Genomic DNA, 23522 nt, shown 5'->3' on the forward strand with positions numbered 1-23522 from the left:
CTTCTTAATTTTTAAAAAGCAAGTGATTACTTCACCATTTCATAGCTTCTTTTAATGAACTTTGTAAGTTCTTCGCCTTTTAAAAGACCTTTGGACAAACGTGCCAGGTCTAGGGACTGGTTAATAAGCCGCTCCTTCTTTTTGGCCGTCTTTGTATTTAGTATTTCAGAAACCAACTCATGATTGGTGTTCACTACCAAATTGTACATTTCGGGCATATTTCCCATACCGAACATTCCACCGCCACCTGTTTGCTGCATTTCTTTCATACGTCTCATAAATTCTGGTTCCGTGATAATGAACGGAGAGGAACTGCTATCCATGGCTTCCAATTGAATGGTATAGCTTTTATTGTTGATAGCGGTCTCAATATCGGTTTTTAAGGTCTCTTTTTCCTCATCGGACAATTTGGAGATTTGGGTATCCTCTTTTTTGATTAGATTGTCCAAATGATCTGCGTCCACACGTGCAAAGGAAATTTTCTCCTTAGAGGTTTCCAGTTTTTGCATTAAGTGCGATACTATTGGGGAATCTAACAATAACACTTCAAACCCTTTGGCCTTGGCCGCCTCTATATAACTATGCTGCTCTTCCTTGTTGGAGGCATAAAGTATTACCAATTTATCATCCTTGTCCGTTTGATTGGCCTTTAACTTCTCCTGTAGTTCTTCAAAAGTATAGTAGGTCCCGTCTACAGTTGGATAGAGAGCAAATTTGTCCGCTTTTTCAAAGAATTTGTCTTCAGAAAGCATTCCGTATTCAATGACGATTTTAATATCGTTCCATTTAGCCTCAAAATCTTCCCTATTGTTTTTAAACAGGGAGTTTAATTTATCGGCGACCTTACGGGTGATATAGGTCGAAATCTTCTTCACCGCACCATCGGCCTGTAAGTATGATCTACTAACGTTCAATGGAATATCCGGAGAATCTATAACCCCTCTCAACATGGTCAAAAACTCAGGAACAATTCCCTCTACGTTGTCTGTGACAAAAACCTGATTTTGGTATAATTGAATTCTATCCTTTTGGGTATTTAAATCATTTGTCAGTTTGGGGAAATACAATATCCCGGTCAGATTAAAAGGATAGTCTACGTTTAGGTGAATGTGGAATAAAGGCTCCTCAAATTGCATTGGGTATAGTTCCCTGTAGAATCCTTTATAGTCCTCATCCTTTAATTCCGTCGGCTGTTTTGTCCATGCAGGATTAGGGTTGTTGATTATGTTGTCAACCTCCTTTGTAGGTGCTGGATCTTCTTCTTTTGCGCCTTCCGGTTTTGGGAGTGTCTCCGTGGTTGTCCCAAACTTAATAGGGATAGGCATAAACTTGTTGTACTTTTTAAGTAGGGTGCCAATTTTACCCTCATCCAAAAATTCTGTGGAATCATCGGCTATATGGAGTATTATTTCCGTTCCACGGGTGGTTTTTTTAGCCTTTTTTAAAGTGAAATTAGGAGATCCATCACAGGTCCAATGTGCAGCCGGCTCGTCTTTGTAGCTCTTGGTGATAATCTCAACTTTAGCGGCAACCATAAATGCCGAATAGAACCCAAGGCCAAAATGACCTATAATACCGGAGTCTTTTGCGGAATCCTTGTATTTGTCCAGGAATTCCTCAGCCCCAGAAAAGGCAATTTCGTTTATATATTTCTGTACTTCCTCCTCGGTCATACCCACGCCTTCATCAATAATATGGATCTTTTTACCTTCCTTATCGATCTTTACTTCAATAAGTGGATTTCCATATTCAACTTTGGCTTCCCCTATGGTGGAAAGGTGCTTTAGTTTTAAGGTTGCATCCGTTGCGTTCGAAATAAGCTCCCGTAAAAATATTTCATGGTCGCTGTATAAGAATTTTTTTATGAGCGGAAATATGTTCTCTACGGAAACATTGATCTTGCCTGTGGCCATACTTCTAATTTTTTTAAGTTTTACGACTTACCACTGTCAAAAAAAATACCAATGTTGGCAGAAGTGACAAACTGACATTTTTTGGAAGCTGTTCTAATGCCCTAAATGTCATTGCGGATAATGAAATTTCAATCATGGCCTTATGATTATTATCAGGAAACATGCGTATATTTTTATTTATATTGGATGGCGCTAAATTTATTTCTCATATTTTAGATTTTATTTAAAAAAAAAAGGGGCGGTTGCTCCGTAAAACTTAATTTTCCAATACATGTTCAATTCAAAAATAACAGGTCTGGGTTACTATGTACCCAAAAATGTAGTTACCAACGATGATTTGTCTAAAATAATGGACACCAATGATGAATGGATCCAGGAGAGGACCGGTATCCAAGAAAGGCGCCATGTTGTTAAAGGTGATGGGGATACCACTACCACTATGGGCGTAAAGGCCGCCAAAATTGCGATAGAACGCTCTGGAATCAATAAAAATGATATAGACTTTATTGTCTTTGCTACCTTAAGTCCCGATTATTATTTTCCTGGCCCTGGGGTCCTAGTACAACGGGATTTGGATATAAAAACCGTTGGTGCCTTGGATGTACGCAACCAGTGCTCTGGATTTGTATATGCCCTGTCCGTCGCAGATCAGTATATAAAAACGGGTATGTACAAAAATATTTTGGTAATCGGATCCGAACTGCATTCCCACGGACTTGATATGACCACTAGGGGTAGGGGAGTTTCGGTAATTTTTGGCGATGGAGCCGGAGCTGCAATCCTTAGTAGGGAGGAAGATACCAAAAAAGGCATACTGTCCACCCATTTGCATTCCCAAGGTGAACATGCGGAGGAATTGTCACTTATAGCGCCCGGCATGGGAAAGCGTTGGGTCAATGATATTCTGGAGGATAATGACCCCAATGATGAGTCCTATTTGCCCTATATGAACGGTCCGTTTGTTTTCAAGAATGCTGTAGTCCGATTTAGTGAAGTGATCATTGAAGGATTAAAAACTAATAATCTGGAGGCAAAGGACATAGACATGTTGGTTCCTCATCAGGCCAATCTAAGGATATCCCAATACATTCAAAAAAAGTTTGGTCTTGACGATGATCAAGTTTTCAACAATATTATGAAATACGGGAATACTACTGCTGCTTCAATACCCATAGCTTTGACCGAAGCTTGGGAGCAGGGCAAAATTAAATCTGGAGATTTGGTAGTGTTGGCTGCCTTTGGAAGTGGATTTACTTGGGGCAGCGTCATAATAAGATGGTAGAAGTTTTAGAAATTGGAATTTATGGGACTATAAAAACAAAACCCGGAACAAATGTTCCGGGTTTCTCTCATTGATAGACTATACTAAACACTAACCATTAACTATAAATATATAGCGTTATCAATGACCAAAATCTTTATGTACTTATTAAAGTACGAATATTCTCTTACCTGCTTACAACTATTAACACACTTTAACTTCAAAATAGCAGTGTGTTAACACCTAATTTTTGGGTGTCGTTCCTAACAAGAAATAAACCAGTAAATTTTAATTGCATTGTGGCTATAGAACTGGGGGAACTATGCCTGGGACAAAATAAGGACTAATTATTTTATTATCAAAGCATGTATGTCACAACTTTATCATAATTTTCTATAATGCGGCTTTAATACTATTGATTTTATGGGGCTAATATGCATTTACAACTGTAATCAGTGAGGAATATGAGCTTAATTTTATGTCTGTAAATTGCTATAAATCAGTGTTTAGTGTAATTTTTGTAAGATTATATGTTATTGGCCTTGTTGCTACTTCCTAATTATTGGCTTATTGGATAAGAGTTTTTAGATTTAAAAATAATTGGAAAGGTGGTTAAGCGATAAAGGGTTATTTGTATCGATAAGCGGTAACTGGGCAAAGAAAGGCTTTGCAAATTTTATGGTGGGAATAGGATTTGTTATCCTTCATTCGGAAGCACATATCCCAAAATGTAATTAAAAGGAAATGTTTTGTAGTAGATCCTTTGCGGTTTACTTTCTTTAAGTCTGCAAATTTACTTTTGGAGCGAATGCCCTAATATAATGTTATAAAATTGTAATTTTGTGGATATGGAATTTTCATCTAAATTATTGGAAAATGCGGTCTATGAGATGTCCCAATTACCGGGTATAGGCAAACGCACGGCATTGAGGTTGGTCCTGCATCTGTTAAAACAGCCAAAGGGGCAAACGGCCAGATTGGCCGATTCCTTGGTCAATTTGAAAGACAATATCAAATACTGTAAAAACTGCCATAATATTTCCGATGTTGAGGTTTGCGAGATTTGTTCAAACCCCAGGAGGGAAGAAAGTGTTGTTTGTGTAGTGGAGGATATTCGTGATGTAATGGCTATAGAGAATACAGGTCAGTTTTTAGGTCTTTACCATGTTCTGGGCGGGAAAATTTCCCCCATGGAAGGAGTTGGCCCTCAGGACTTAACTATTTTTTCTTTGGTTGACAAAGCAAAACAGGGAAAAATAAAAGAATTGATTTTTGCATTAAGTTCTACCATGGAGGGGGATACCACTAACTTTTATATTTACAAGCAATTGGAAGGGTTGGGTATTAAAACTTCGACCATTGCAAGGGGTATTGCAGTAGGGGACGAATTGGAATATGCCGATGAAGTCACTTTGGGAAGAAGTATTCTCAATAGAATTCCGTTTGAGAATTCATTAAAAGTTTAAACGTCATTACTAAAAAGTATGAATAAAAGTGAAAAATATGGTCTTTTATTTGTTAGTTTTGCAAATTATTAATCATAATTAGTGTATTAAATAAGGATATGTCAAAATTTGAGCTAAAATTGCCGCAAATGGGAGAGAGTGTTGCCGAGGCCACATTAACCTCATGGCTGAAAGAAGTTGGCGATACCATAGAGATGGACGAAGCTGTTTTTGAAATTGCCACTGACAAGGTAGATTCTGAAGTTCCTAGCGAGGTAGATGGCATTTTGGTTGAGAAATTATTCAATATAGATGATGTAGTTAAGGTGGGCCAGACAGTCGCCATAATAGAAATAAACGGAAGTGATTTTGATTCTGATCATGATCATGACAGCCATGTTGCTACTGTAAAAGATGATGCTCCCAACAAAGCGGCCGAGGAATTGGAGGTTGCGGTAATGACTGCCAAAGAAAGTGTCAGCGCTCCGGTAATGGATTACAGTAGTACAGATAGGTTTTATTCTCCTTTGGTAAAAAATATAGCGAAGCAGGAGGGAATAACTATCGCTGAGTTGGATACTATTAGTGGTACGGGAAGTGAAGGCAGGGTGACCAAAAATGATATATTGGACTACTTGGCTGGTGGAAAGACAGGCGCAGCTAAACCTTTTGAGGAAAAAGAGGAAAAAATGGTAGAGGATGAAGTGCCCGCAGTCGAAAAAGTGGTACAGTCAAGCAATCTCGCTCCTATTAAAAAAGAGGAAGTAAAGCAAGAAGATGTTAGGCAGGTTCCGGAGAAGGAACAGCCCAGCAATGGGGACGAATATATTCCTTTGACACGTATGGGCAAATTGATCGTACAGCATATGACCGCAAGTGTCAATACCTCTGCCCATGTGCAAAGTTTTGTTGAGGTAGATGTGACCAATGTGGTAAATTGGCGAAATAAGGTCAAGGATGCCTTTGAAAAGAGGGAAGGCGAGAAGCTTACTTTTACCCCCATCTTTATGGAAGCTGTGGCCAAAGCATTGAAAAAGTACCCCATGGTCAACATATCCCTTGACGGAGATACCGTAATAAAGAAAAAGAATATAAATATTGGAATGGCCGCAGCCTTGGCCGATGGAAATTTGATTGTTCCGGTGATTAAAAATGCCGATCAGTTAAATCTGGTGGGTATGGCAAAGGCAGTAAACGATTTAGCCAAGAGGGCCAGAAACAATGCGTTAAAACCGGATGAGGTAAAGGACGGTACTTATACCGTGACCAATGTTGGTACCTTTGGCAGCGTTTTTGGTACGCCGATTATCAATCAGCCACAGGTGGGGATACTGGCTTTGGGGGCTATACGTAAAATGCCGGCCGTAGTAGAAACCAAGGAAGGCGACTTTATTGCTATCAGAAGTAAGATGTATTTGTCCCATAGTTATGATCATAGGGTGGTGAACGGGGCCTTGGGCGGAATGTTCGTAAAGGCCGTTGCCGATTACCTGGAGGCTTGGGACTTAAATAGGGAAGTTTAGGTGGAAAGGTAGCACCGATTCCCAAATTCTAATTACACAATGGAAACCTATTGTACTGTGTTTATATGACACAATACAATAGGTTTTGGTTATATTATAGGAATCTTTCGTTTTTATATGGTCCTTCCGATATATTTGGTTTTTAAACTAATTACATGAAATTAAAAGAGAATCCTCGCGGGCTGATTAAAAAAGTAGTTTTTTACATGGCACTGTTACTTCCCATTTGCTCAGTGGCACAAAAGGCATCCTTGAAATTGTTTACCAGCTGTAATTGTGATAGGAATTATATAAGGCAAGAGCTGGATTTTACCAGTCATGTTCGCGATAGGGCTTTGGCCAATGTTACCTTGTTTATCTATGATATAGTTAATGGTAGCGGGGGGCGTAATTATAATCTGGAATTTCAAGGTTTTGGGGATTATGAGGGTATTACCAATAAAATGACCTATGAAACAACGGCTAATATGACTTCGGACGATGTTAGAAAAGGGTTATTGTCAAAAATAAAGTCTGGGCTACTAAAGTATGTTATGGTGTCGGATCTAGCCGATAAAATTGATTATACCATATCCCAAAAAGGTCTTGCAGAGCGATTGGATATAGATTTTGACGACCCTTGGAACAATTGGATTTTCGAGATTAGGGGTTCATTGAATTTGGATAAGGAATCAAGCAGGAATGAGTTTGAGTATGAAATAGGTTTCGAAAGTGATCGCGTTACCGAAAAATGGAGAATTAGGACAGACGTGCAGATGAATCAATATAGAAGTAGATTTGAAAATGATGGGGAGGAATTTACCAGTAGTAAGGAGGAGTACAGTGGTTATGGCAGTGTAGTGCGCAGTTTATCCGATCATTGGTCTACGGGTATATTTGGGGGTGTCCAACACAATACTTACACCAATATAGATCTAACTTTGGATCTTCGGCCGGCCATAGAGTATAATATTTTTCCATATCGTGAAGTTTTACGCCGCGAAATTGTATTTGCCTATAAAATTGGATATCTCTACAATAATTACATCGAAAATACTATTTTCGGGAAGGATCAGGAATCTTTCTTTAATCATTCTATGAATGTCCAAGTTAGGTTCAGGCAACCTTGGGGAAATATTTCTTCTGTTTTTTCCGCTTCCAGTTTTTTGAACGATTGGAATAGAAATCGACTCCGAATGAACAGTTGGTTATCTGTAAGAATATTAAAGGGGTTGGCCGTCAGATTTTCCGGAGACCTTAAATTTATTAAGGACCAAGTCAATTTGCCTGCAGGTTCGGCATCTATTGAAGATGTGCTTCTACAGCAAAAGCAGATTGCCACCAATTATGAAATGGGGTTTGGGGTCGGATTAAGCTATACCTTCGGTTCGGCCTTTAACAACGTAATAAATACCCGGTTGTAGTGAGACGGCTTTTTAAAGATTGGCCCGTTAGCAACTTGAGGCTGGTTAGTTGCTATAAAAACAATAGTTTTGACGAATAATAATGGTAATTCTTTTTCCGTACATTCAGTAAAACTATATTTGCACAAAGAACCTACAACATGCAATTAAAGCTTACAAGACCAATCTGTTTTTTCGATTTGGAGACCACAGGTACTAATGTTGCCAAAGATAGAATAGTGGAAATAGCTATTTTAAAAGTGTATCCAAATGGAAATAAGGAGAGCAGGACATGGTTGGTTAATCCAGAAATGGAAATCCCTGCCCAAGTGGTAGCTATTCATGGAATTTCTAACGAAAAAGTAGCCAACGAACCTACTTTTAAGCAACTTTCCAAGGAAATTTACAAAATAATCAAGGATAGTGATCTGGGAGGCTACAATTCGGATAGATTTGATATTCCACTTCTGGCAGAAGAGATGCTCAGGGCCGAAATAGATTTTGATATGAAGAATACCGTTTCTGTAGACGTGCAGACCATTTTTCATAAAATGGAGAAAAGAACTTTGGAGGCAGCCTATAAATTTTATTGCGATAAAAATCTAATAGATGCCCATAGTGCAGAGGCGGATACTCTGGCTACCTATGAGGTGCTATTGTCCCAGTTGGACCGTTATCCCGAATTGGAAAACAATATTAAAAAGCTATCGGAATTTACAACTAGAAAACAAGCCGTGGATTTTGCAGGATTTATTGTATTGGATGAAGAAGGGGAAGAGATCTTTTCCTTTGGAAAGCACAAGGGGAAAAAAGTACACGCTGTTCTGGAAAAGGAACCTGGCTATTTTGGCTGGATCTTGAATGCCGATTTTCCCTTGTACACAAAAAAGGTGTTGACCCAAATAAAATTAAGCAAGTTGAACAACAAACTGGGGTAAAGGTTTGGAATTAAATTTGTTATAGGCTAATCTAGAGTATACCTATAATACTTCCCCAATTTTAATTCCCAAAATCAAATGCTAAACAATTCTATAAAATATGAAGATTATTTGTATTGGTCGTAATTATGTGGATCATATAAAGGAATTGAACAACGAAAGACCAACAGATCCGGTCCTGTTTATTAAGCCGGACTCTGCTGTTTTGCCCAAAGAACAGGATTTTTATATACCCGAGTTTTCCCAAGACGTACACTATGAAGTGGAAGTGTTGGTAAAAATAAAAAAAGTGGGGAAGCATATAGACGCCCAGTTTTCCCACACCTATTATGATGAAATTGGCTTGGGAATCGATTTTACGGCAAGGGACATTCAGTCACAATTAAAGGAAAAAGGATTGCCTTGGGAAAAGGCCAAAGGTTTTGATGGGGCTGCGGTAATTGGTAAATGGTTGCCAAAATCGCGTTTTGGAAATGTAAATAATTTAAACTTTCAACTTAAAAAGAACAATCAGGTGGTTCAGGAAGGGAATACCGGTTTAATGTTGTGGAAGATAGATGAATTGATTTCCTATGTTTCCTGTTTTTTTACCCTAAAAAAAGGAGATATTATTTTTACGGGTACTCCTGCCGGTGTTGGTAGAATAAGTGCAAATGATTATCTTTCGGGTACTTTGGAGAATGAACAAATGTTCTCATTAAATATAAAATAGATGATTTACAGTCTGGAGAAGATAAATGAAATGGCAGATGGTGATGAGGAATTCATAAAATCTGTCGTTGCCGTTTTTTTGGAAGAAGTTCCCCAGGATTTGGACGAACTTGAGAAGGCATTAGGGTTAAAAAATTATGATAGTGTATATAAATTGGCACATAAGATTAAGCCTAACGTAGACTTGTTGGGCATGGAGCAAACTCGTGAAATTGCCCTAACAATCGAAACTTTGGGAAAAAAGGAAGAGAATACAGAGGAAATTGAGCGATTGGTACCATTACTTAAAAAGGACGTAGATCAGGTGGTTTCGGAATTGAAAAATGACTTTAAGATTTAATGTTTGCTGAAATAATAACTATTGGCGATGAGATTCTCATTGGTCAAATTATAGATACAAATTCTGCTTTTATTGCCCAAGAACTAAATAAGATTGGGGTTTCCGTTTATCAGATTTCTTCTGTACAAGATGAAAAATCACATATTTTAGAGGCTTTAAAGGAAGCGGAAGCAAGGGCCGACGTAATAATTATGACCGGCGGACTTGGTCCTACCAAAGATGATATTACCAAGCATACCCTGTGCGAGTATTTCAATGATACTTTGGTGGAAAGCCAGGAAGTGTTGGCCCATGTAGAGGCTATCTTCAGAAAACACTTGGGAATACCCTTGTTGGAGGTCAATAGAAATCAAGCGTTGGTGCTTTCCAAGGCAGATGTGCTTCATAACGAATTTGGCACAGCACCGGGAATGTGGGTAAGAAGTAGTGGAAAAGTCTATGTTTCATTGCCCGGGGTGCCCTTCGAGATGAAAAATTTAATCACTTCAAAAGTGATACCTAGAATTGTACAGGATTTTAAACGGCCATATATTATTCATAAGACGATCATTACTTATGGTATTGGGGAAAGTTTATTGGCGGAGAGGATAGCATCCGTTGAGGACAACCTGCCCAGTATGGTTAAATTGGCCTATCTGCCAAGTCTTGGCTCCGTAAGACTTAGACTTTCTGCCAAGGGTAACGACAGTGAGGGACTAAATGCTATGGTCGATAGCGAGGCGGAAAAAATTAAAAAGCTCTTGGGGGACCTTGTTTTTGGAGAGGAAGGGGACGAGCCGGTAGAATCGGTGATTGCCCAATTATTAACAAAAAAGGGGATGAGCTTGGGTACTGCGGAGAGTTGTACAGGAGGTAGAATAGCACAAAAGATAACCGGTATACCAGGTGCATCGGCTTATTTTAAAGGAAGTATTGTGAGTTACGCCACCCAAACAAAAATAGAGGTACTTAAGGTGTCCAAGACCACAATAGACCAATTTTCTGTTGTAAGTGCGGAAGTGGCAGTAGAAATGGCCACAAATTTGCGTAAGCTATTAAAAACGGATTTCGCCATATCCACCACAGGGAATGCCGGTCCAACAAAAGGAGACTCCAATGCAGAGGTGGGAACGGTATTTATAGCCATTGTTTCCCCAAATGCTATAGTAGTGGAGAAATTTCATATGGGAAGTCAGCGTGAAAGAATTGTACAAAAGACTGTAAACAAGGCTTTTGAAATGCTTCAAAAAGAAATTTTAAAATTCTGACAAAGAATTTTGTCCGTCCCATAAAATTAATTTAAATTTGCACCCTGTTTATAACAAAATAAAAGTAGAGAGATGTCAAAAGTTTGTGATGTTACTGGAAAGAGAGCCATGTTTGGGAACAATGTTTCCTTCTCGATTAATAAAACCAGAAGAAGATTTGATGTAAATCTTTCTAAAAAGCGTTTCTATATTCCAGAAGAAGATCGTTGGGTAACCTTAAAGGTTTCCGCTAAGGCTCTAAAGAGTATTAATAAAAAAGGAATTTCCGTTGTTTTAAAAGAAGCAAAGGAAAAAGGATTAATTAAATAATCCTGAAATACTAAGATAATAATGGCAAAGAAAGGTAACAGAATTCAGGTTATTTTGGAATGTACAGAGCATAAAGAATCTGGCATGCCAGGTACTTCAAGGTACATAACCACAAAGAACAAAAAGAACACTCCAGATAGGATGGAAATTAAAAAATTCAATCCTATTTTAAAGAGAATGACAGTTCATAAAGAAATTAAATAATACGTCATGGCAAAGAAAACGGTAGCGAGTTTACAAACAAGTTCAAAAAGGTTGACCAAGGCCATTAAAATGGTAAAGTCGCCTAAAACAGGTGCTTACACTTTTCAGGAGTCTGTTATGAGTCCAGAAATGGTAAATGATTGGTTGAAAAAAAAATAATAACCTAAATTTATTGGTTATAAAGCTACTTTCTGATGAAAGTAGCTTTTTTATTTTTATATCTTTGAAAAAAAGGATTATGCCAAGAATATGAGTTTATTTAAGAAAATATTTTCCACGCAAAAAAAGGAATCTTTGGATAAAGGTCTAGAGAAGACCAAAACCAATTTTTTATCCAAACTTAGCAAGGCGGTTGTTGGGAAATCTAAGGTAGATGATGACGTTTTGGATAATTTGGAGGAAGTTTTGGTTTCCTCCGATGTGGGTGTAAATACCACTTTAAAGATTATAGACCGGATAGAGGCCCGTGTATCTAAGGATAAGTATTTAGGGGTAGACGAACTTAATGCAATATTGAGGGAGGAAATTGCAGGATTGCTGTCCGAAACCAATTCTGGAATAGAAACAGAATTTACTGTTCCTTTGGTTAGAAAGCCATACGTAATCATGGTGGTCGGGGTTAACGGGGTAGGTAAGACTACCACAATAGGTAAATTGGCATATCAATTTAAAAAACAGGGATTAAAGGTGGTGCTCGGAGCGGCCGATACCTTTAGGGCAGCTGCAATAGACCAACTTCAGGTATGGGCAGATCGGGTAGACGTGCCCATAGTAAAACAAAGTATGGGTAGTGATCCGGCCTCAGTGGCCTTTGACACCCTTAGCTCGGCCCTTAAACAGGATGCCGATGTGGTTATCATTGATACAGCAGGCAGATTGCACAATAAGGTTAATCTAATGAATGAGTTGACCAAAGTGAAACGCGTTATGCAGAAGGTGGTAGAGGGTACTCCCGATGAAGTTCTTTTGGTTTTGGACGGATCTACGGGGCAGAATGCCTTTGAGCAGGCAAAACAGTTTACCAAAGCTACAGAAGTAACCTCCTTGGCGGTTACAAAGTTGGATGGTACTGCTAAAGGTGGTGTTGTCATAGGTATTTCGGATCAATTTCAGATTCCGGTAAAGTATATTGGAGTAGGGGAAGGAATGGATGATTTGCAAGTATTTAATAAGATTGAGTTTGTGGATTCTTTTTTTAGCGGCAAAGAATGAAGATAATCCGACGATTACTTAAAGCTGTATTTTTTTTACTACTATTACTGCTTATTATCTATTTTTTGGGCCCCAAGGTAGATAAACCCCTATTGAGCATGGAGCTTCCTGTTATGGAGGACGATTTGACCACACTGCAAAATAAGGTATACGAACGGGAAAAGGTAAATACCAAAATTAAAGCCAATAATGAATCCCAGATTATCTGGTACGATTCCATCCCTACTAGGACAGAGTATTCCATTTTATATCTTCACGGTTGGTCTGCCAGTCATGAGGAAGGAGCGCCCCTTCATAGGGAATTGGGACAGAGATACGGTGCCAATGTATATTTGCCCCGTTTGGAAGGTCACGGTGTTCAAGAAGAACAGGCAATGCTTCATTTAACGGCAACCGACTATTTTGAATCCGCAAAAGAGGCTTTGGCGATAGCCAAGCGGATTGGGAAAAAAGTTATTGTTATGGGCACTTCTACTGGAGGTACCCTAGCTCTTTATTTGGCACAAGGTGACAAGGATATAGCAGGTCTGCTCCTGTATTCGCCAAATGTTAGGATTTATGATCCTACTGCAGTTTTGTTATCGGGACCTTGGGGATTGGAGATAGCCAAAACCATTATGGATAGTGATTTTTATGAATCTGAAGCGGATTCTTTAAAACAGAGTTACTGGACTACCAAATACAGGGTAGAGGCGTTGACACAATTGCAGGCTTTGTTGGATGAAACTATGAAGCCGGAAGTCTTTCAGCACATAGAGCAACCTACCTTTTTAGGCTATTATTATAAAAATGAGGAAGAACAGGATAAAGTGGTCTCGGTTCCTGCCTTATTGGAAATGTACGAGGAGCTTGGTGTAAGTAGCGAATTAAAACGTAAAGTTGCGTTTCCTGAGGTTGGTAACCATGTAATGACATCCTATATTACTTCAAAGGATTTGGAATCTGTAAAGAGGGAAACCATTGGTTTTTTGGAAGAGGTGGTTCAGCTTCAGCCTGTCCAATAGTTCTGTTCCTAATTTATCACATCATTTATTTTTTTCCACAAATCGTTATCAAAGGAGGTTGGCCCCAATTCATCTTCATTGGCAGAATCGCCCATTCGTATGATTACCAAACCCTTGCTGGGTACCACATATAGCTTTTGATCAAAGGCACCCAGTCCGGCTATTAGGTCGTCCGGAGCATTGGGTATTAATTTTCCTGTGAAGAGTTCTTCAGAACCGGGGATCCTAAAATTACTTTTGCCATTTAGCCACCACAGATAACCTTAGGCCTTGTTCAAATCTTGGGAAGTCGTGGTCATATCCCTGAAATAGTTGGGGGAGTCCAGAACTGGAGTGTCTTCCCATATTCCCTTATTGAGGTTCAGAAGTCCAAAACGAGCCATACTTCGGGCATTGCTGAAATAAAGATTAAGGTAGCTCGTCTGTATCCATGATCCCTGCATCCCAATTTTGTCACGTATTTTTTCATTAAAGTATTCCTTGAAATCTTGATTAGCAGCACCGCTAACAATATTGTCCAGAAGTGTGTAGGCGGCATTGTGATAGTACCAAAAGGTGTCCGGTTCATCTTTGTATATGAGGCATTCCTTATCCGTGCAAAAACTGTTTTCTCCATTGTAGTCCAAGCCTGTCGTCATGGTAAGGTGATTTTTTACGGTAATCCGCGCTTCCTGTTCGGGGCTCAGTGAGGACCAGCCCGTCCCCATATAATCGGAAGAGGCGTTGTCTATGGATAGAAGTCCTTCCTTTTGCGCTATTCCCACGGTAAAGGCGGTCAAGGTTTTAGCAGCCGAATTCCAAGTGTGGTTTTTGCTGGCGTTAAAGCTTCCAAAATATTTTTCCAAAACAATTTTTCCATCTTTCAAAATCATAAAGGCTTCCGTTTCATTTGTTTCCAAGAAGTCATAAAGTGACTGCTCAGCACTTGAATTCCAATCGAGTTCCTCAATGGATATAGTTTCCCATTCGGCTGAATTCAATGGTGGAAAATATAGGGTTTCCTTCGGCGGGATCGGCACTTGATCATCATTTCCTTTGGAGCATCCGATTAAACAACAAAAAAGAAACAAATTGAAAATAACAATTTTGATTTTCATAGGGCTTTATGACTTAGGGTTCAATTGGTTATATAGGTTTAACGTTAAAAGAATAAAAAAAGATATATTGGGACTACAATCTTTTTTCAAGTTGTACTTTTGCACTTTATTGGGAAAATATGCGTACTAAGTCACTTAAGAAGAATAGGATTAATGTAGTTACATTGGGTTGTTCCAAGAATGTATACGATTCGGAGGTGTTGATGGGTCAATTAAGGGCCAACAACAAGGAGGTCGTACATGAAGAGGAAGGGAATGTTGTAGTGATAAACACCTGTGGTTTTATTGCCAATGCCAAGGAAGAAAGTGTTAATACCATTTTGGAATATGTTCAAAAAAAGGAAGCCGGTGAAGTGGACAAGGTGTTTGTTACGGGTTGCCTAAGTGAGCGATATAAACCAGACTTACAAAAAGAGATCCCTAATGTGGATGAGTATTTTGGAACCAGTGAATTGCCCAATCTGTTAAAGGCCTTAGGGGCCGATTATAAGCACGAACTTATAGGGGAGCGGTTAACTACCACTCCAAAAAATTATGCATATTTAAAAATTGCCGAGGGATGTGATCGCCCTTGTTCTTTTTGTGCCATACCTATCATGCGAGGTAAACATAGGAGTACCCCCATAGAGGATTTGGTTACGGAAGCTCACAATCTAGCCGCCAAAGGGGTAAAGGAATTGATTCTTATTGCCCAGGATCTTACCTATTACGGATTGGATCTTTATAAGAAAAGGAATTTGGCAGAATTGCTGAACGAGTTGGTGAAGGTAGAAGGCATTGAATGGATCCGATTACATTATGCTTTTCCTACCGGATTTCCGATGGATGTCCTGGAAGTGATGAAACGTGAGCCCAAAGTGTGTAATTACTTGGATATTCCGTTGCAGCACATTTCGGATGCCATTTTAAAAAGCATGCGGAGGGGAACAACTCAGGCCAAAACAACAAAACTGTTGCGGGACTTTAGGGCTGCGGTTCCGGAAATGACTATTAGGACCACTTTGATTGTGGGCTATCCAGGGGAGACAGAGGAAGATTTTCAAACCTTAAAAAGTTGGGTGGAGGAAATGCGTTTTGAAAGATTGGGCTGTTTTACGTATAGCCATGAAGAAAATACGCATGCCTATACTTTGATAGACGATGTTCCCGAGCAGGTGAAACAGCAAAGGGCTTCGGAGATTATGGAGCTTCAGTCACAGATTTCCTGGGAGTTGAACCAAGAAAAAGTGGGTAAAACTTTGCGCTGTATTATAGATCGTAAGGAAGGTAAGTATTTTGTGGGTCGATCTGAGTTTGATTCTCCCGATGTGGATAACGAAGTTTTAGTGGATGCTGCTAAACATTACCTGAAAGTTGGGGAATTTGTTGATCTTCATATTTTTGAAGCTGCAGATTTTGACCTTTATGGGGAGCCAGTTCAGGGATAATTGCTTTAATATTAAGTGCAATTGAATGCGCCGGCCTTTGGAATAATACCTTGGCCCCTTATGGCAACCTATTTCTTAGATTTTGAAGCTTAGGTTATTTCCTTTAAGTGGGATATACATCATATTTTTTTATATTTTAGTCGAATAACAGACCAAAATATGAATCGCAGATCCTTTATTGCAGGTGCAGCCACTGCAAGTGTTGCAACAATCTCATTGGCCAATACCTTGCCAATGGAAATTCCAAAGAAAGAAAAAAGATATCAAAACGGACAAAGTCCGTGGCCGATCTGTTTGGATACGGCTACTATAAGACCTGCAAAGGGCTTGGAAGAAAAGGTTGAGATTGCCATAGCGGCAGGCTATGATGCCATAGAACCTTGGGACAGCGATTTGGCGGACTACGAGAAAAATGGTGGAGATCTTAAAAAGTTGGGCGCAAAAATAAAGGAGGCCGGATTATTTGTGCCCAGTATGATAGGGCTATGGGGTTGCATTCCCAAGAATGAGGAAGAATTTCAAAAGTCATTACCTGCAACCAAAAATAGAATGAGAATGGCATCGGAAATAGGATGCACCTATGTACAGGCCATACCCAATCAAGTTGGGGAAAATTACGATGTGGCCTTTGTTGCTTCATGCTACCGAAGATTATTGGAAATTGGTATAAAAGAGTATAATGTAATACCGGCATTGGTATTTGTCAAGATGTTCCCGCTTAAGACTATGGGGCAGGCTAGCGCTGTTGCCTTGGATACCAATCACCCCGAAGCCAAGATAATACCGGATGTATATCATATGTATATTTCGGAAGGTGGTTTTGAAGGACTAAGACTTTTGAATGGAGATATATTTGCTATTTTTCAATTCAACGATGCGCCCAAAGGCATGGAAATAGGGGATATGGAGGATAAGCATCGGGTTTTTCCTGGTGACGGAATCCTGCCACTGCCACAGATTTTAAAAGACCTTAAAAACACGGGCTTCAACGGCTGTATTTCCTTGGAGCTGTACAACCCGGAGTACCACAGTATGGATTTGCTGGAGGTGGCCAAGACCGGACTTCAAAAGACCTTGAAGGTTATTAGACAGGCGGGAGTTTAAGTTTTTTCCTTAGAGGTATAACCAGGGGCCTATCGTAAAAGGTAAGACGTATCCCAAGGAGTAGGATAATACCTCCAAGAATCATCTGTGGGGTAATTACCTCGTTGAGAAATATCCAAGCCAGTATTGCGGCCAAGATGGCCTGTGCCAATAGGCTTAGGGAGACTCTTGTGGCCCGCATATGTTGGGTGGAATAGCTGATGGACAACCAGGCCAGTAATTGGCAGACCAATCCCTGGATCAAAAGAACAAACCATCCAATATTCGAGAAGCCGTTAAAAGGCTCCCCAAGCGCAAAGGATAGGATTCCTAAAAAGAGGGAAGAAGAAATAAGGCTTAGGGTCATAAAGTTTATTATGGATATCTTGGCAAGCACTTCTTTACTGATCAGGATGTAGATAGCATAGAAAACCCCGGACAGCAGTCCAAAACTAAAGCCAATATCAAAAGAAAGCTGGGCGAAAAATTTAAACCCTACAAGAGTGATCATTCCTAAGAGTGCCACGACAGTGCCTATCCAAAAATTAACAGAGGGCTTGGGTTTTAAAAAGAAAAATGTACCTATCCCGACCCAAACCGGTGATAGGTTCGTTAATAATGATGCCTGTGTTGCCGTGGATTCCTGAATGGCAATATTCCAAACGGCCACATCAGATCCAAAACATATTCCGCAAAAAAGGGCAAGCAGAAATGTTCTTCGCTCTGGAATTTTCAGTTGTTGGGTAAGTAAGGCATACGGTAAGATAAAGGCCAAGGCGATGGCCATTCTATAGAAAGCGGAAATAAGTCCGGGAGTATAATTTAATTTCACCAATATGGGAAATATGGAAATACAAATTATTCCAATTATCAGGGCGATGCGAGGTTTTGTCATCATTTTTTTGAAATGGACAAAAACAGGAAATAAGAAGATTGCTCGCTGTACTCTTGCAAAGTTTATGTCTTAAAATTTTGTTGCCCTTTACATATTTACAAATTCAAATCCCGCTAGGGGTTCGTTCCGAAGGTCATTTTCAGTTTCGTTCAACACAATACCATGCTCCAAGTAGGCTTTAAGATTCGCCAGCCAGAAGGTCCATCCATTACTGCAGCCGTAATGGATGTTTAATTTACTATCATCATCTGTGGGTATATTGTATTGTTTTAAGGTTAAGAGTACATAAGCTCCATATTTTTTAAGTGAAACCGAAACCTTGCAAACATTGGCAAAGGTAATTTCAATGAAATCCTTGCCGTTTGCCTGTGTTATTTTTCCTTTTTCCTGACCATCCCAATTGTGCCACTCCCAAGTATAGTCGTCACCTGCGGAAATCCTGTCCTCTGGGGCTTTGGTTTTGCCATTGTGGGAGGTATAGGTAGCCTTGCTCAAAAACCAGGAGGTTATTCCTTCTGTGGTACACCAAGCCCAATACATTTTTTCCAAGTCGGTTTTGATGTAAATTTTTTTGGTAAAGGAATCGAAACTTAGTGCTTTCATTTTCGTTGTTTTTTTGCTAGTTCCAGTATGTAGATCTCTCTTCCCAATTGTGCTAAAAATGGAAGTCCAATTTTTTCGTACTCATAGATGTTATCGTTGAAAACTCCATTCTTGTTGGCCAAAAGGGTAGCGGTAAGCATAAATTCCACATTGTTTTTATTATCCTTAATATAGGCGAAATCTGTAATAGTGCCATAGGCATTGCCTACTTTATTATATATTTTGAGATATTTCGGAATGGTATCCCTGGTATCTCCAAACATGAAAAACTTACAATATCCGTCGTAATAGTCCATTTCATTGTAACCAATATTTTTGGGAAGGTCGGACATGGCCTTTAGGAGGAACCTATGCTGGTTGGGACTAAGATTGAATCGCTCATTTTTTGGGAACTGTTCGGGGAAAATGATCCTTTTTAAGACCGCGTTCTGGGCGCGAAGGGGGAAATAATTCTTTAAACTAAAATCGAATGGTTCATTAATTAAGTTATTTTCCTCGTAGTAGCCTTTTCCTTTTTTTATGCTGTTTAAGGCCAAAGGTTTGGCGGGTTTGTTCATACTTGGTTTTAACCAGGTTATTGTAGTATCGTTTAAGTAGACGATCAGGGGCCGTGTAGTAACTTCAAATGCATTTTCCGTTGAGAGGCGATGTGATATTCGTACTGGTGCTATGCCCTTGTCCTTTAAACTTTTGTTTATTCGGTCTTGACCTAAAAATTCTAGTAGTCGGTTGTTCGCCTCGTTGTCACTTACGGCAAAAATCTTGGAAATCTCATTGGCAAATGTTGTTTCCAGGGAGTCACCTTCTATATAAAAATGGGTGTATAAGTCCAGTGAATCCATTTCGTTCAGTTTTTCAAGAGTAAGCACAGCTGTAAGTATTTTAACTGTGCTAGCGGGATAGAAGTAGTTGCTGTCGTTAACCTGGAAATTGTAATCCGTAAAAATGACGCTGTCCCTGATCCTGTCGATTTTGGTATACAATACTTGCAGCTCATATTGGGCCAAGCTGTCCATAACGCGCCGTATTTTTGAATGGGTAGAGGCAAGGGCAGCTCTCAATAAATTAGGATCTTCATACCGGGTTCCACATGAAAAAAGAAGGGTCGTAATTACGATAATTGAAAAAATGAATTTTCTGCCCATAGAATTTATTTCTTAATTTTTGCCTGTTCCTTTGGAGTGTAGACTTCACCGCGATGTGGTTTTAAGGCATCCCTTACCCCGATCATTTCGGATTCGGTTACGACAAGATATGCCATGGAGTGCATATCATTTAAGTCCGCATTTCCCGTGATGTTCAAGGTTAAATTTTGGGCCAAAACATATTCTTCAAGGTGTATTTTATGATGTTTCGCAGTATTTTGGGCAGATTGGCCCCTAAAATCCCAAATTAGTTTTATATGTCTTTCCTCCATAGAATAAAATTAATAATAAAAGGAATAACATATGCGGTAAACTGTCTTATAAGTACCAAGTAATTTTATTGGGAAATGAGAACTTGCATAATGCTGCTTAATTGCTAAATTTGCGGAATGGATTTTTGCGAAATAAAGCTGGAAAAAGTCTCAAGATTTTTATTGAGTGCGGTATTGCTCTGCACTTTTATATCCTGTGATTCTCTTTTTAAGAAAAAAGAAGAGAAAATTCCTGTGGCTAGGGTAGGGGAAACATATTTGTACAAAGAAGATTTAAAAGCGCTGCTTTTGACCAATATGTCCAAGGCGGACAGTACCTCGTTGGTGAATAATTATATTAATAATTGGGCCTATAAACAATTATTGCTTTCCAAAGCCAAAATAAATCTTCCCGAGGAGAAGCTGGAGAATTTTGAGCAACTGGTTTCCAATTACAGAACGGATTTGTATACAGGGGCCTACAAGGAAGCATTAGTCCTACAATCGCACGATACTGCGGTAACCAGTGCCCAGCTCACAGAGTTTTATGAACGTGAAAAAGAAAATTTTAGGCTTAAGGAACGGATAATGCAGTTGAGGTTCGTGGAATTGCCCATACAATATTTGGACAAGGATTTGGTAGCAAAGAAATTAAGGAATTTTAAGGAGGAGGATAAACGCTATTTGGATTCTATAAGTGTGCAGTTTAGAAAGGTCAATTTTAACGATTCTATCTGGGTAAGTGTTTTCCGGGTAATGGAGGAAATTAGTCCGTTAACGGCTGAAAATCAGGACAAGTACTTAAAAAAATCACAATTTTTTGAATTACAGGACTCTTTAGGGGTATATTTGGCGAAGGTAAACGATATGTTGGAAATCAACGATATTGCCCCTCTTCCTTATATCGAGCCTACTATTAAACAACTGCTTTTGAATAGAAGGAAGTTGGATTATATGAAAAAACTGGAAGTTGAGGTAATCGATGAAGCTATTAAAGAAAAAGAATATGAAGTTTATGAACAAGGTAATTAATTCAGGTTTTTCCCTTTCTATTTTATTGTTAACAGGGATGGTTAGTGCACAGGAATCGGAAAATCTTCCAGATACCCAAGTAGAACCACAAGAAGTAATTGTTGAGGAATCGATGATTACGAAAAACGATTCAGTCAACAATTTTGAAAGGATAAAATTGGACGGAATTGCTGCTGTAGTGGGCGACTATGTTATACTGGAATCGGATATAGAGAAAACTTTAATAGATCTTAAAAGCCAGGGAGCCTCTACAGCAGATGTAACAAGGTGTGGTCTTTTGGGCAAGTTAATGGAAGATCGTCTGTATGCACACCAGGCAGTTCAAGATAGTATTTTGGTTTCGGATGATGAGGTAAATGCCCAGGGTGACCGTCAGTTACAGCAATTGGTGTCACAGATCGGCTCCATGGAAAAAGTATTAAATTATTATAAGAAAGATGACGAGGCCAGTTTTCGTGAAGAACTTTACAAGATCAATAAGCTGAGAATGCTATCCGAAAAAATGCAGAACAAAATTGTTTCGGAAATAGAGATTACCCCAGAAGAAGTAAGACAGTTCTTTAATAAGATCCCAGTAGATGAAAGACCGGTTTTTGGAGCAGAATTGGAGATTGCCCAGATCGTTAAGGAACCTAAGGCCTCCGATGAGGAAAAACAAAAGGTAATAGATAAACTAAATGGTATTAAGGCCGATATTGAGGAAAATGACGCTAGCTTTAGCGTGAAGGCCATTTTGTATTCGCAGGATCCAGGATCTAAATCCAAGGGTGGTTTTTATAGTATGACGCGCGAGACCCCATTTGTTAAGGAATTTAAGGATGTGGCGTTTAGTTTAAGGGAAGGGGAGATTTCGGACCCATTTGAGACTGACTTTGGTTATCACATTATTTTCGTTGAAAAAATTCGTGGTCGAGAATTGGATCTTAGGCATATTCTTATAACTCCGGAGATATCCCAAAAGGAATTGGATAATGCAAAGAAGGAATTGGATAGCATAAGGAAGGGCGTACTGGATGGTAAATTTAGCTTTGCTGCAGCGGCCTTAAACTTTTCCGATGAAAAGGAAACAAAATTTGATGGTGGCTTGTTAAGAAACCCACAAGATTATAGTTCCCGTTTTGAGCTTACTAAAATGGAACCATCCCTGTATAACCAAGTGAGGGATATTAAGGATAATGAAATTTCTATGCCTATCATGGAGAATGACCCAAGGGGAGGTGGTCCCAAATACAAGATTATGAAAATCACGAATCGTTATGATGAACATGTTGCCGATTTTGCAAAGGATTATATAAAGATTCAGGAATTGGCACTTAGGGAAAAGCAGTATAATGCCATCAAAAAATGGATGGACGATCATATTGAAGATACCTATGTTAGTGTCAATTCCGGAAATAAGGATTGTGATTTTGCAAATAATTGGGTAAAGGAATAAATGCATGTCAGACGTAACGGCAATTAAAGATCTCGTTGAAAAAAATAAGGTACTTAAACAAGAAATAGCTAAAATTATTATTGGGCAGGAGGAAGTGGTGGATCAAATACTGCTTTCTATTTATACAGGCGGGCACTCCTTACTTATCGGGGTTCCAGGTTTGGCGAAGACCCTCATGGTCAACACGATTGCTTCAGCCTTGGGATTGGGATTTAAAAGGATTCAATTTACTCCTGATCTTATGCCGAGTGACATCCTGGGGAGTGAGGTTTTGGACCAAAATAGAAACTTTAAGTTTATAAAAGGGCCTATCTTTTCCAATATTATACTGGCCGACGAAATAAACCGTACTCCTCCCAAAACTCAAGCAGCTCTTTTGGAAGCTATGCAGGAAAGAGCCGTAACCATTTCGGGAAATCAGTATAAGTTGGATTTGCCCTATTATGTTTTGGCAACCCAGAATCCGATAGAACAAGAGGGGACTTATCCATTGCCCGAAGCGCAACTGGATAGATTCATGTTCGCCATAGAATTGAAATATCCTTCCATTGCAGAGGAAATTAAGGTGGTAAAGGAAACAACTTCCGACCTTAAGCACGAAATTGTTCCCTTGTTTACGCCTAGTGAAATAATGGAGATCCAGCATTTGGTCCGTCGGATTCCAGTGCCGGACAATGTGGTGGAATATGCAGTTAAGCTAGTAAATAGCACAAGACCTAATCAAGATAATGCATCGGAATTTGTAAAGCAGTTCGTAGATTGGGGGGCAGGTCCCCGAGCTTCCCAGAATTTAATTTTGGGTGCAAAGGCCAATGCCGCCGTGAACGGTAAATTTTCTCCGGACATCGAAGATGTCAAGGCCGTGTCCTTGGGAATTCTGAGGCATCGGATTATTAAAAATTACAAGGCAGAGGCCGAAGGAATTTCTGAAGAGGATATAATCCTAAAGCTATTGTAGTTGGGGTTGACAGCCTGGAAAAATTTCAATTTTCACAGGCTTAAAAAAATGATTTTTTTTGCATTTCCATTCCTAGAAGGACAAACTTTTTTACAATTACATAAAAT

At 39.3% G+C, this 23522-nt stretch carries 24 protein-coding genes; 18 read left to right on the forward strand and 6 right to left on the reverse strand.

Translation table 11 applies throughout. The annotated features are described in order from the left end of the window. Positions 1 to 26 precede the first annotated feature (26 nt). Positions 27 to 1913, reverse strand: a complete 1887-nt coding sequence (gene htpG / locus MWU84_RS19980) for a molecular chaperone HtpG (RefSeq protein WP_246904978.1) — start codon at positions 1911 to 1913, stop codon at positions 27 to 29. 271 nt (positions 1914 to 2184) lie between these two features. Here htpG and MWU84_RS19985 point away from each other — a divergent pair, with 271 nt between their 5' ends. The 13 genes from MWU84_RS19985 (at position 2185) to MWU84_RS20045 (ending at position 13489) form a co-directional block, all read left to right on the forward strand. Then, complete coding sequence (locus tag MWU84_RS19985) at positions 2185 to 3195, forward strand: beta-ketoacyl-ACP synthase III (RefSeq protein WP_246904980.1); 1011 nt, start codon at positions 2185 to 2187, stop codon at positions 3193 to 3195. 827 nt (positions 3196 to 4022) lie between these two features. Continuing rightward, positions 4023 to 4640, forward strand: a complete 618-nt coding sequence (recR, locus tag MWU84_RS19990; RefSeq protein ID WP_246904981.1) for a recombination mediator RecR — start codon at positions 4023 to 4025, stop codon at positions 4638 to 4640. Between the two features lie 98 nt (positions 4641 to 4738). Then, positions 4739 to 6142, forward strand: a complete 1404-nt coding sequence (locus tag MWU84_RS19995) for a dihydrolipoamide acetyltransferase family protein (protein WP_246904983.1) — start codon at positions 4739 to 4741, stop codon at positions 6140 to 6142. Positions 6143 to 6297: 155 nt separating this feature from the next. Further along, on the forward strand, positions 6298 to 7545 hold the full coding sequence (locus tag MWU84_RS20000; RefSeq protein WP_246904985.1) for a DUF481 domain-containing protein: 1248 nt from the start codon (positions 6298 to 6300) through the stop codon (positions 7543 to 7545). Between the two features lie 140 nt (positions 7546 to 7685). After that, positions 7686 to 8462: a 3'-5' exonuclease gene (locus tag MWU84_RS20005; RefSeq protein ID WP_246904989.1), complete on the forward strand. Its 777-nt coding sequence runs from the start codon at positions 7686 to 7688 to the stop codon at positions 8460 to 8462. A gap of 100 nt (positions 8463 to 8562) precedes the next feature. Next, complete coding sequence (locus MWU84_RS20010; protein WP_246904992.1) at positions 8563 to 9174, forward strand: fumarylacetoacetate hydrolase family protein; 612 nt, start codon at positions 8563 to 8565, stop codon at positions 9172 to 9174. Further along, on the forward strand, positions 9175 to 9513 hold the full coding sequence (locus MWU84_RS20015) for an Hpt domain-containing protein (protein ID WP_246904994.1): 339 nt from the start codon (positions 9175 to 9177) through the stop codon (positions 9511 to 9513). Continuing rightward, positions 9513 to 10760: a competence/damage-inducible protein A gene (locus MWU84_RS20020; RefSeq protein WP_246904997.1), complete on the forward strand. Its 1248-nt coding sequence runs from the start codon at positions 9513 to 9515 to the stop codon at positions 10758 to 10760. The genes MWU84_RS20015 and MWU84_RS20020 overlap by 1 nt, the downstream gene beginning before the upstream one ends. 72 nt (positions 10761 to 10832) lie before the next feature. Next, positions 10833 to 11069, forward strand: coding sequence for a 50S ribosomal protein L28 (gene rpmB, locus MWU84_RS20025; protein ID WP_031444792.1), 237 nt, complete (start codon positions 10833 to 10835; stop codon positions 11067 to 11069). A gap of 21 nt (positions 11070 to 11090) precedes the next feature. Beyond that, positions 11091 to 11273, forward strand: a complete 183-nt coding sequence (gene rpmG / locus MWU84_RS20030) for a 50S ribosomal protein L33 (RefSeq protein ID WP_031444791.1) — start codon at positions 11091 to 11093, stop codon at positions 11271 to 11273. Between the two features lie 6 nt (positions 11274 to 11279). Continuing rightward, the gene (locus tag MWU84_RS20035) at positions 11280 to 11432 is read left to right on the forward strand and encodes a DUF4295 domain-containing protein (protein ID WP_246905000.1); all 153 of its coding nucleotides are present in this window, start codon (positions 11280 to 11282) and stop codon (positions 11430 to 11432) included. A gap of 90 nt (positions 11433 to 11522) precedes the next feature. Continuing rightward, positions 11523 to 12485 (forward strand): signal recognition particle-docking protein FtsY, encoded by a 963-nt coding sequence (gene ftsY / locus MWU84_RS20040; protein ID WP_246905003.1) that lies wholly within the window; start codon positions 11523 to 11525, stop codon positions 12483 to 12485. Continuing rightward, entirely contained in the window at positions 12482 to 13489 is a 1008-nt protein-coding gene (locus MWU84_RS20045) for an alpha/beta fold hydrolase (RefSeq protein ID WP_246905005.1), read from the forward strand. The genes ftsY and MWU84_RS20045 overlap by 4 nt, the downstream gene beginning before the upstream one ends. A 263-nt stretch (positions 13490 to 13752) precedes the next feature. Here the strand turns inward: MWU84_RS20045 and MWU84_RS20050 are convergent, their stop codons facing one another. Beyond that, positions 13753 to 14586: a serine hydrolase domain-containing protein gene (locus tag MWU84_RS20050; RefSeq protein ID WP_246905007.1), complete on the reverse strand. Its 834-nt coding sequence runs from the start codon at positions 14584 to 14586 to the stop codon at positions 13753 to 13755. Between the two features lie 119 nt (positions 14587 to 14705). Here MWU84_RS20050 and rimO point away from each other — a divergent pair, with 119 nt between their 5' ends. Together rimO and MWU84_RS20060 are read left to right on the forward strand one after the other, a co-directional pair. Then, entirely contained in the window at positions 14706 to 16013 is a 1308-nt protein-coding gene (gene rimO / locus MWU84_RS20055; protein WP_246905009.1) for a 30S ribosomal protein S12 methylthiotransferase RimO, read from the forward strand. Between the two features lie 159 nt (positions 16014 to 16172). Then, positions 16173 to 17117 (forward strand): sugar phosphate isomerase/epimerase family protein, encoded by a 945-nt coding sequence (locus MWU84_RS20060; protein WP_246905011.1) that lies wholly within the window; start codon positions 16173 to 16175, stop codon positions 17115 to 17117. On the opposite strand, the gene MWU84_RS20065 is transcribed toward MWU84_RS20060, so the two are convergent. The 4 genes from MWU84_RS20065 to MWU84_RS20080 all read right to left on the reverse strand — a co-directional run bounded on the left by MWU84_RS20065 (position 17098) and on the right by MWU84_RS20080 (position 20011). After that, positions 17098 to 17994, reverse strand: a complete 897-nt coding sequence (locus tag MWU84_RS20065) for a DMT family transporter (protein ID WP_246905012.1) — start codon at positions 17992 to 17994, stop codon at positions 17098 to 17100. The genes MWU84_RS20060 and MWU84_RS20065 overlap by 20 nt on opposite strands. 84 nt (positions 17995 to 18078) lie before the next feature. Next, positions 18079 to 18594 (reverse strand): SRPBCC domain-containing protein, encoded by a 516-nt coding sequence (locus MWU84_RS20070; protein ID WP_246905014.1) that lies wholly within the window; start codon positions 18592 to 18594, stop codon positions 18079 to 18081. Beyond that, complete coding sequence (locus tag MWU84_RS20075; protein WP_246905015.1) at positions 18591 to 19739, reverse strand: serine hydrolase; 1149 nt, start codon at positions 19737 to 19739, stop codon at positions 18591 to 18593. Before MWU84_RS20075 ends, MWU84_RS20070 begins: the two co-directional genes overlap by 4 nt. A 5-nt stretch (positions 19740 to 19744) precedes the next feature. Then, complete coding sequence (locus MWU84_RS20080) at positions 19745 to 20011, reverse strand: hypothetical protein (RefSeq protein WP_246905016.1); 267 nt, start codon at positions 20009 to 20011, stop codon at positions 19745 to 19747. Between the two features lie 117 nt (positions 20012 to 20128). Between MWU84_RS20080 and MWU84_RS20085 the strand changes: the two genes are divergently transcribed. From MWU84_RS20085 to MWU84_RS20095, 3 genes are read left to right on the forward strand one after another with little or no spacing between them, the layout of a single operon-like run. Next, positions 20129 to 21022: a peptidyl-prolyl cis-trans isomerase gene (locus MWU84_RS20085; RefSeq protein ID WP_246905017.1), complete on the forward strand. Its 894-nt coding sequence runs from the start codon at positions 20129 to 20131 to the stop codon at positions 21020 to 21022. Next, the gene (locus MWU84_RS20090; RefSeq protein ID WP_246905018.1) at positions 21006 to 22457 is read left to right on the forward strand and encodes a peptidylprolyl isomerase; all 1452 of its coding nucleotides are present in this window, start codon (positions 21006 to 21008) and stop codon (positions 22455 to 22457) included. Before MWU84_RS20085 ends, MWU84_RS20090 begins: the two co-directional genes overlap by 17 nt. A gap of 4 nt (positions 22458 to 22461) precedes the next feature. After that, positions 22462 to 23415 carry a MoxR family ATPase gene (locus tag MWU84_RS20095; protein ID WP_246905020.1) on the forward strand — a complete coding sequence of 318 codons (954 nt, stop codon included), beginning with the start codon at positions 22462 to 22464 and terminating at the stop codon, positions 23413 to 23415. Positions 23416 to 23522: the final 107 nt, after the last annotated feature.

Source organism: Arenibacter sp. F20364, assembly GCF_023015905.1.
Classification (GTDB): Bacteria; Bacteroidota; Bacteroidia; order Flavobacteriales; family Flavobacteriaceae; genus Arenibacter.

Bases quoted from the DNA above. Each gene is read 5' to 3' on its own strand.
- htpG (WP_246904978.1), bottom strand. From the start codon at position 1,913: ATGGCCACAGGCAAGATCAATGTTTCCGTAGAGAACATATTTCCGCTC.
- MWU84_RS19985 (WP_246904980.1), top strand. From the start codon at position 2,185: ATGTTCAATTCAAAAATAACAGGTCTGGGTTACTATGTACCCAAAAAT.
- recR (WP_246904981.1), top strand. From the start codon at position 4,023: ATGGAATTTTCATCTAAATTATTGGAAAATGCGGTCTATGAGATGTCC.
- MWU84_RS19995 (WP_246904983.1), top strand. From the start codon at position 4,739: ATGTCAAAATTTGAGCTAAAATTGCCGCAAATGGGAGAGAGTGTTGCC.
- MWU84_RS20000 (WP_246904985.1), top strand. From the start codon at position 6,298: ATGAAATTAAAAGAGAATCCTCGCGGGCTGATTAAAAAAGTAGTTTTT.
- MWU84_RS20005 (WP_246904989.1), top strand. From the start codon at position 7,686: ATGCAATTAAAGCTTACAAGACCAATCTGTTTTTTCGATTTGGAGACC.
- MWU84_RS20010 (WP_246904992.1), top strand. From the start codon at position 8,563: ATGAAGATTATTTGTATTGGTCGTAATTATGTGGATCATATAAAGGAA.
- MWU84_RS20015 (WP_246904994.1), top strand. From the start codon at position 9,175: ATGATTTACAGTCTGGAGAAGATAAATGAAATGGCAGATGGTGATGAG.
- MWU84_RS20020 (WP_246904997.1), top strand. From the start codon at position 9,513: ATGTTTGCTGAAATAATAACTATTGGCGATGAGATTCTCATTGGTCAA.
- rpmB (WP_031444792.1), top strand. From the start codon at position 10,833: ATGTCAAAAGTTTGTGATGTTACTGGAAAGAGAGCCATGTTTGGGAAC.
- rpmG (WP_031444791.1), top strand. From the start codon at position 11,091: ATGGCAAAGAAAGGTAACAGAATTCAGGTTATTTTGGAATGTACAGAG.
- MWU84_RS20035 (WP_246905000.1), top strand. From the start codon at position 11,280: ATGGCAAAGAAAACGGTAGCGAGTTTACAAACAAGTTCAAAAAGGTTG.
- ftsY (WP_246905003.1), top strand. From the start codon at position 11,523: ATGAGTTTATTTAAGAAAATATTTTCCACGCAAAAAAAGGAATCTTTG.
- MWU84_RS20045 (WP_246905005.1), top strand. From the start codon at position 12,482: ATGAAGATAATCCGACGATTACTTAAAGCTGTATTTTTTTTACTACTA.
- MWU84_RS20050 (WP_246905007.1), bottom strand. From the start codon at position 14,586: ATGAAAATCAAAATTGTTATTTTCAATTTGTTTCTTTTTTGTTGTTTA.
- rimO (WP_246905009.1), top strand. From the start codon at position 14,706: ATGCGTACTAAGTCACTTAAGAAGAATAGGATTAATGTAGTTACATTG.
- MWU84_RS20060 (WP_246905011.1), top strand. From the start codon at position 16,173: ATGAATCGCAGATCCTTTATTGCAGGTGCAGCCACTGCAAGTGTTGCA.
- MWU84_RS20065 (WP_246905012.1), bottom strand. From the start codon at position 17,994: ATGATGACAAAACCTCGCATCGCCCTGATAATTGGAATAATTTGTATT.
- MWU84_RS20070 (WP_246905014.1), bottom strand. From the start codon at position 18,594: ATGAAAGCACTAAGTTTCGATTCCTTTACCAAAAAAATTTACATCAAA.
- MWU84_RS20075 (WP_246905015.1), bottom strand. From the start codon at position 19,739: ATGGGCAGAAAATTCATTTTTTCAATTATCGTAATTACGACCCTTCTT.
- MWU84_RS20080 (WP_246905016.1), bottom strand. From the start codon at position 20,011: ATGGAGGAAAGACATATAAAACTAATTTGGGATTTTAGGGGCCAATCT.
- MWU84_RS20085 (WP_246905017.1), top strand. From the start codon at position 20,129: ATGGATTTTTGCGAAATAAAGCTGGAAAAAGTCTCAAGATTTTTATTG.
- MWU84_RS20090 (WP_246905018.1), top strand. From the start codon at position 21,006: ATGAACAAGGTAATTAATTCAGGTTTTTCCCTTTCTATTTTATTGTTA.
- MWU84_RS20095 (WP_246905020.1), top strand. From the start codon at position 22,462: ATGTCAGACGTAACGGCAATTAAAGATCTCGTTGAAAAAAATAAGGTA.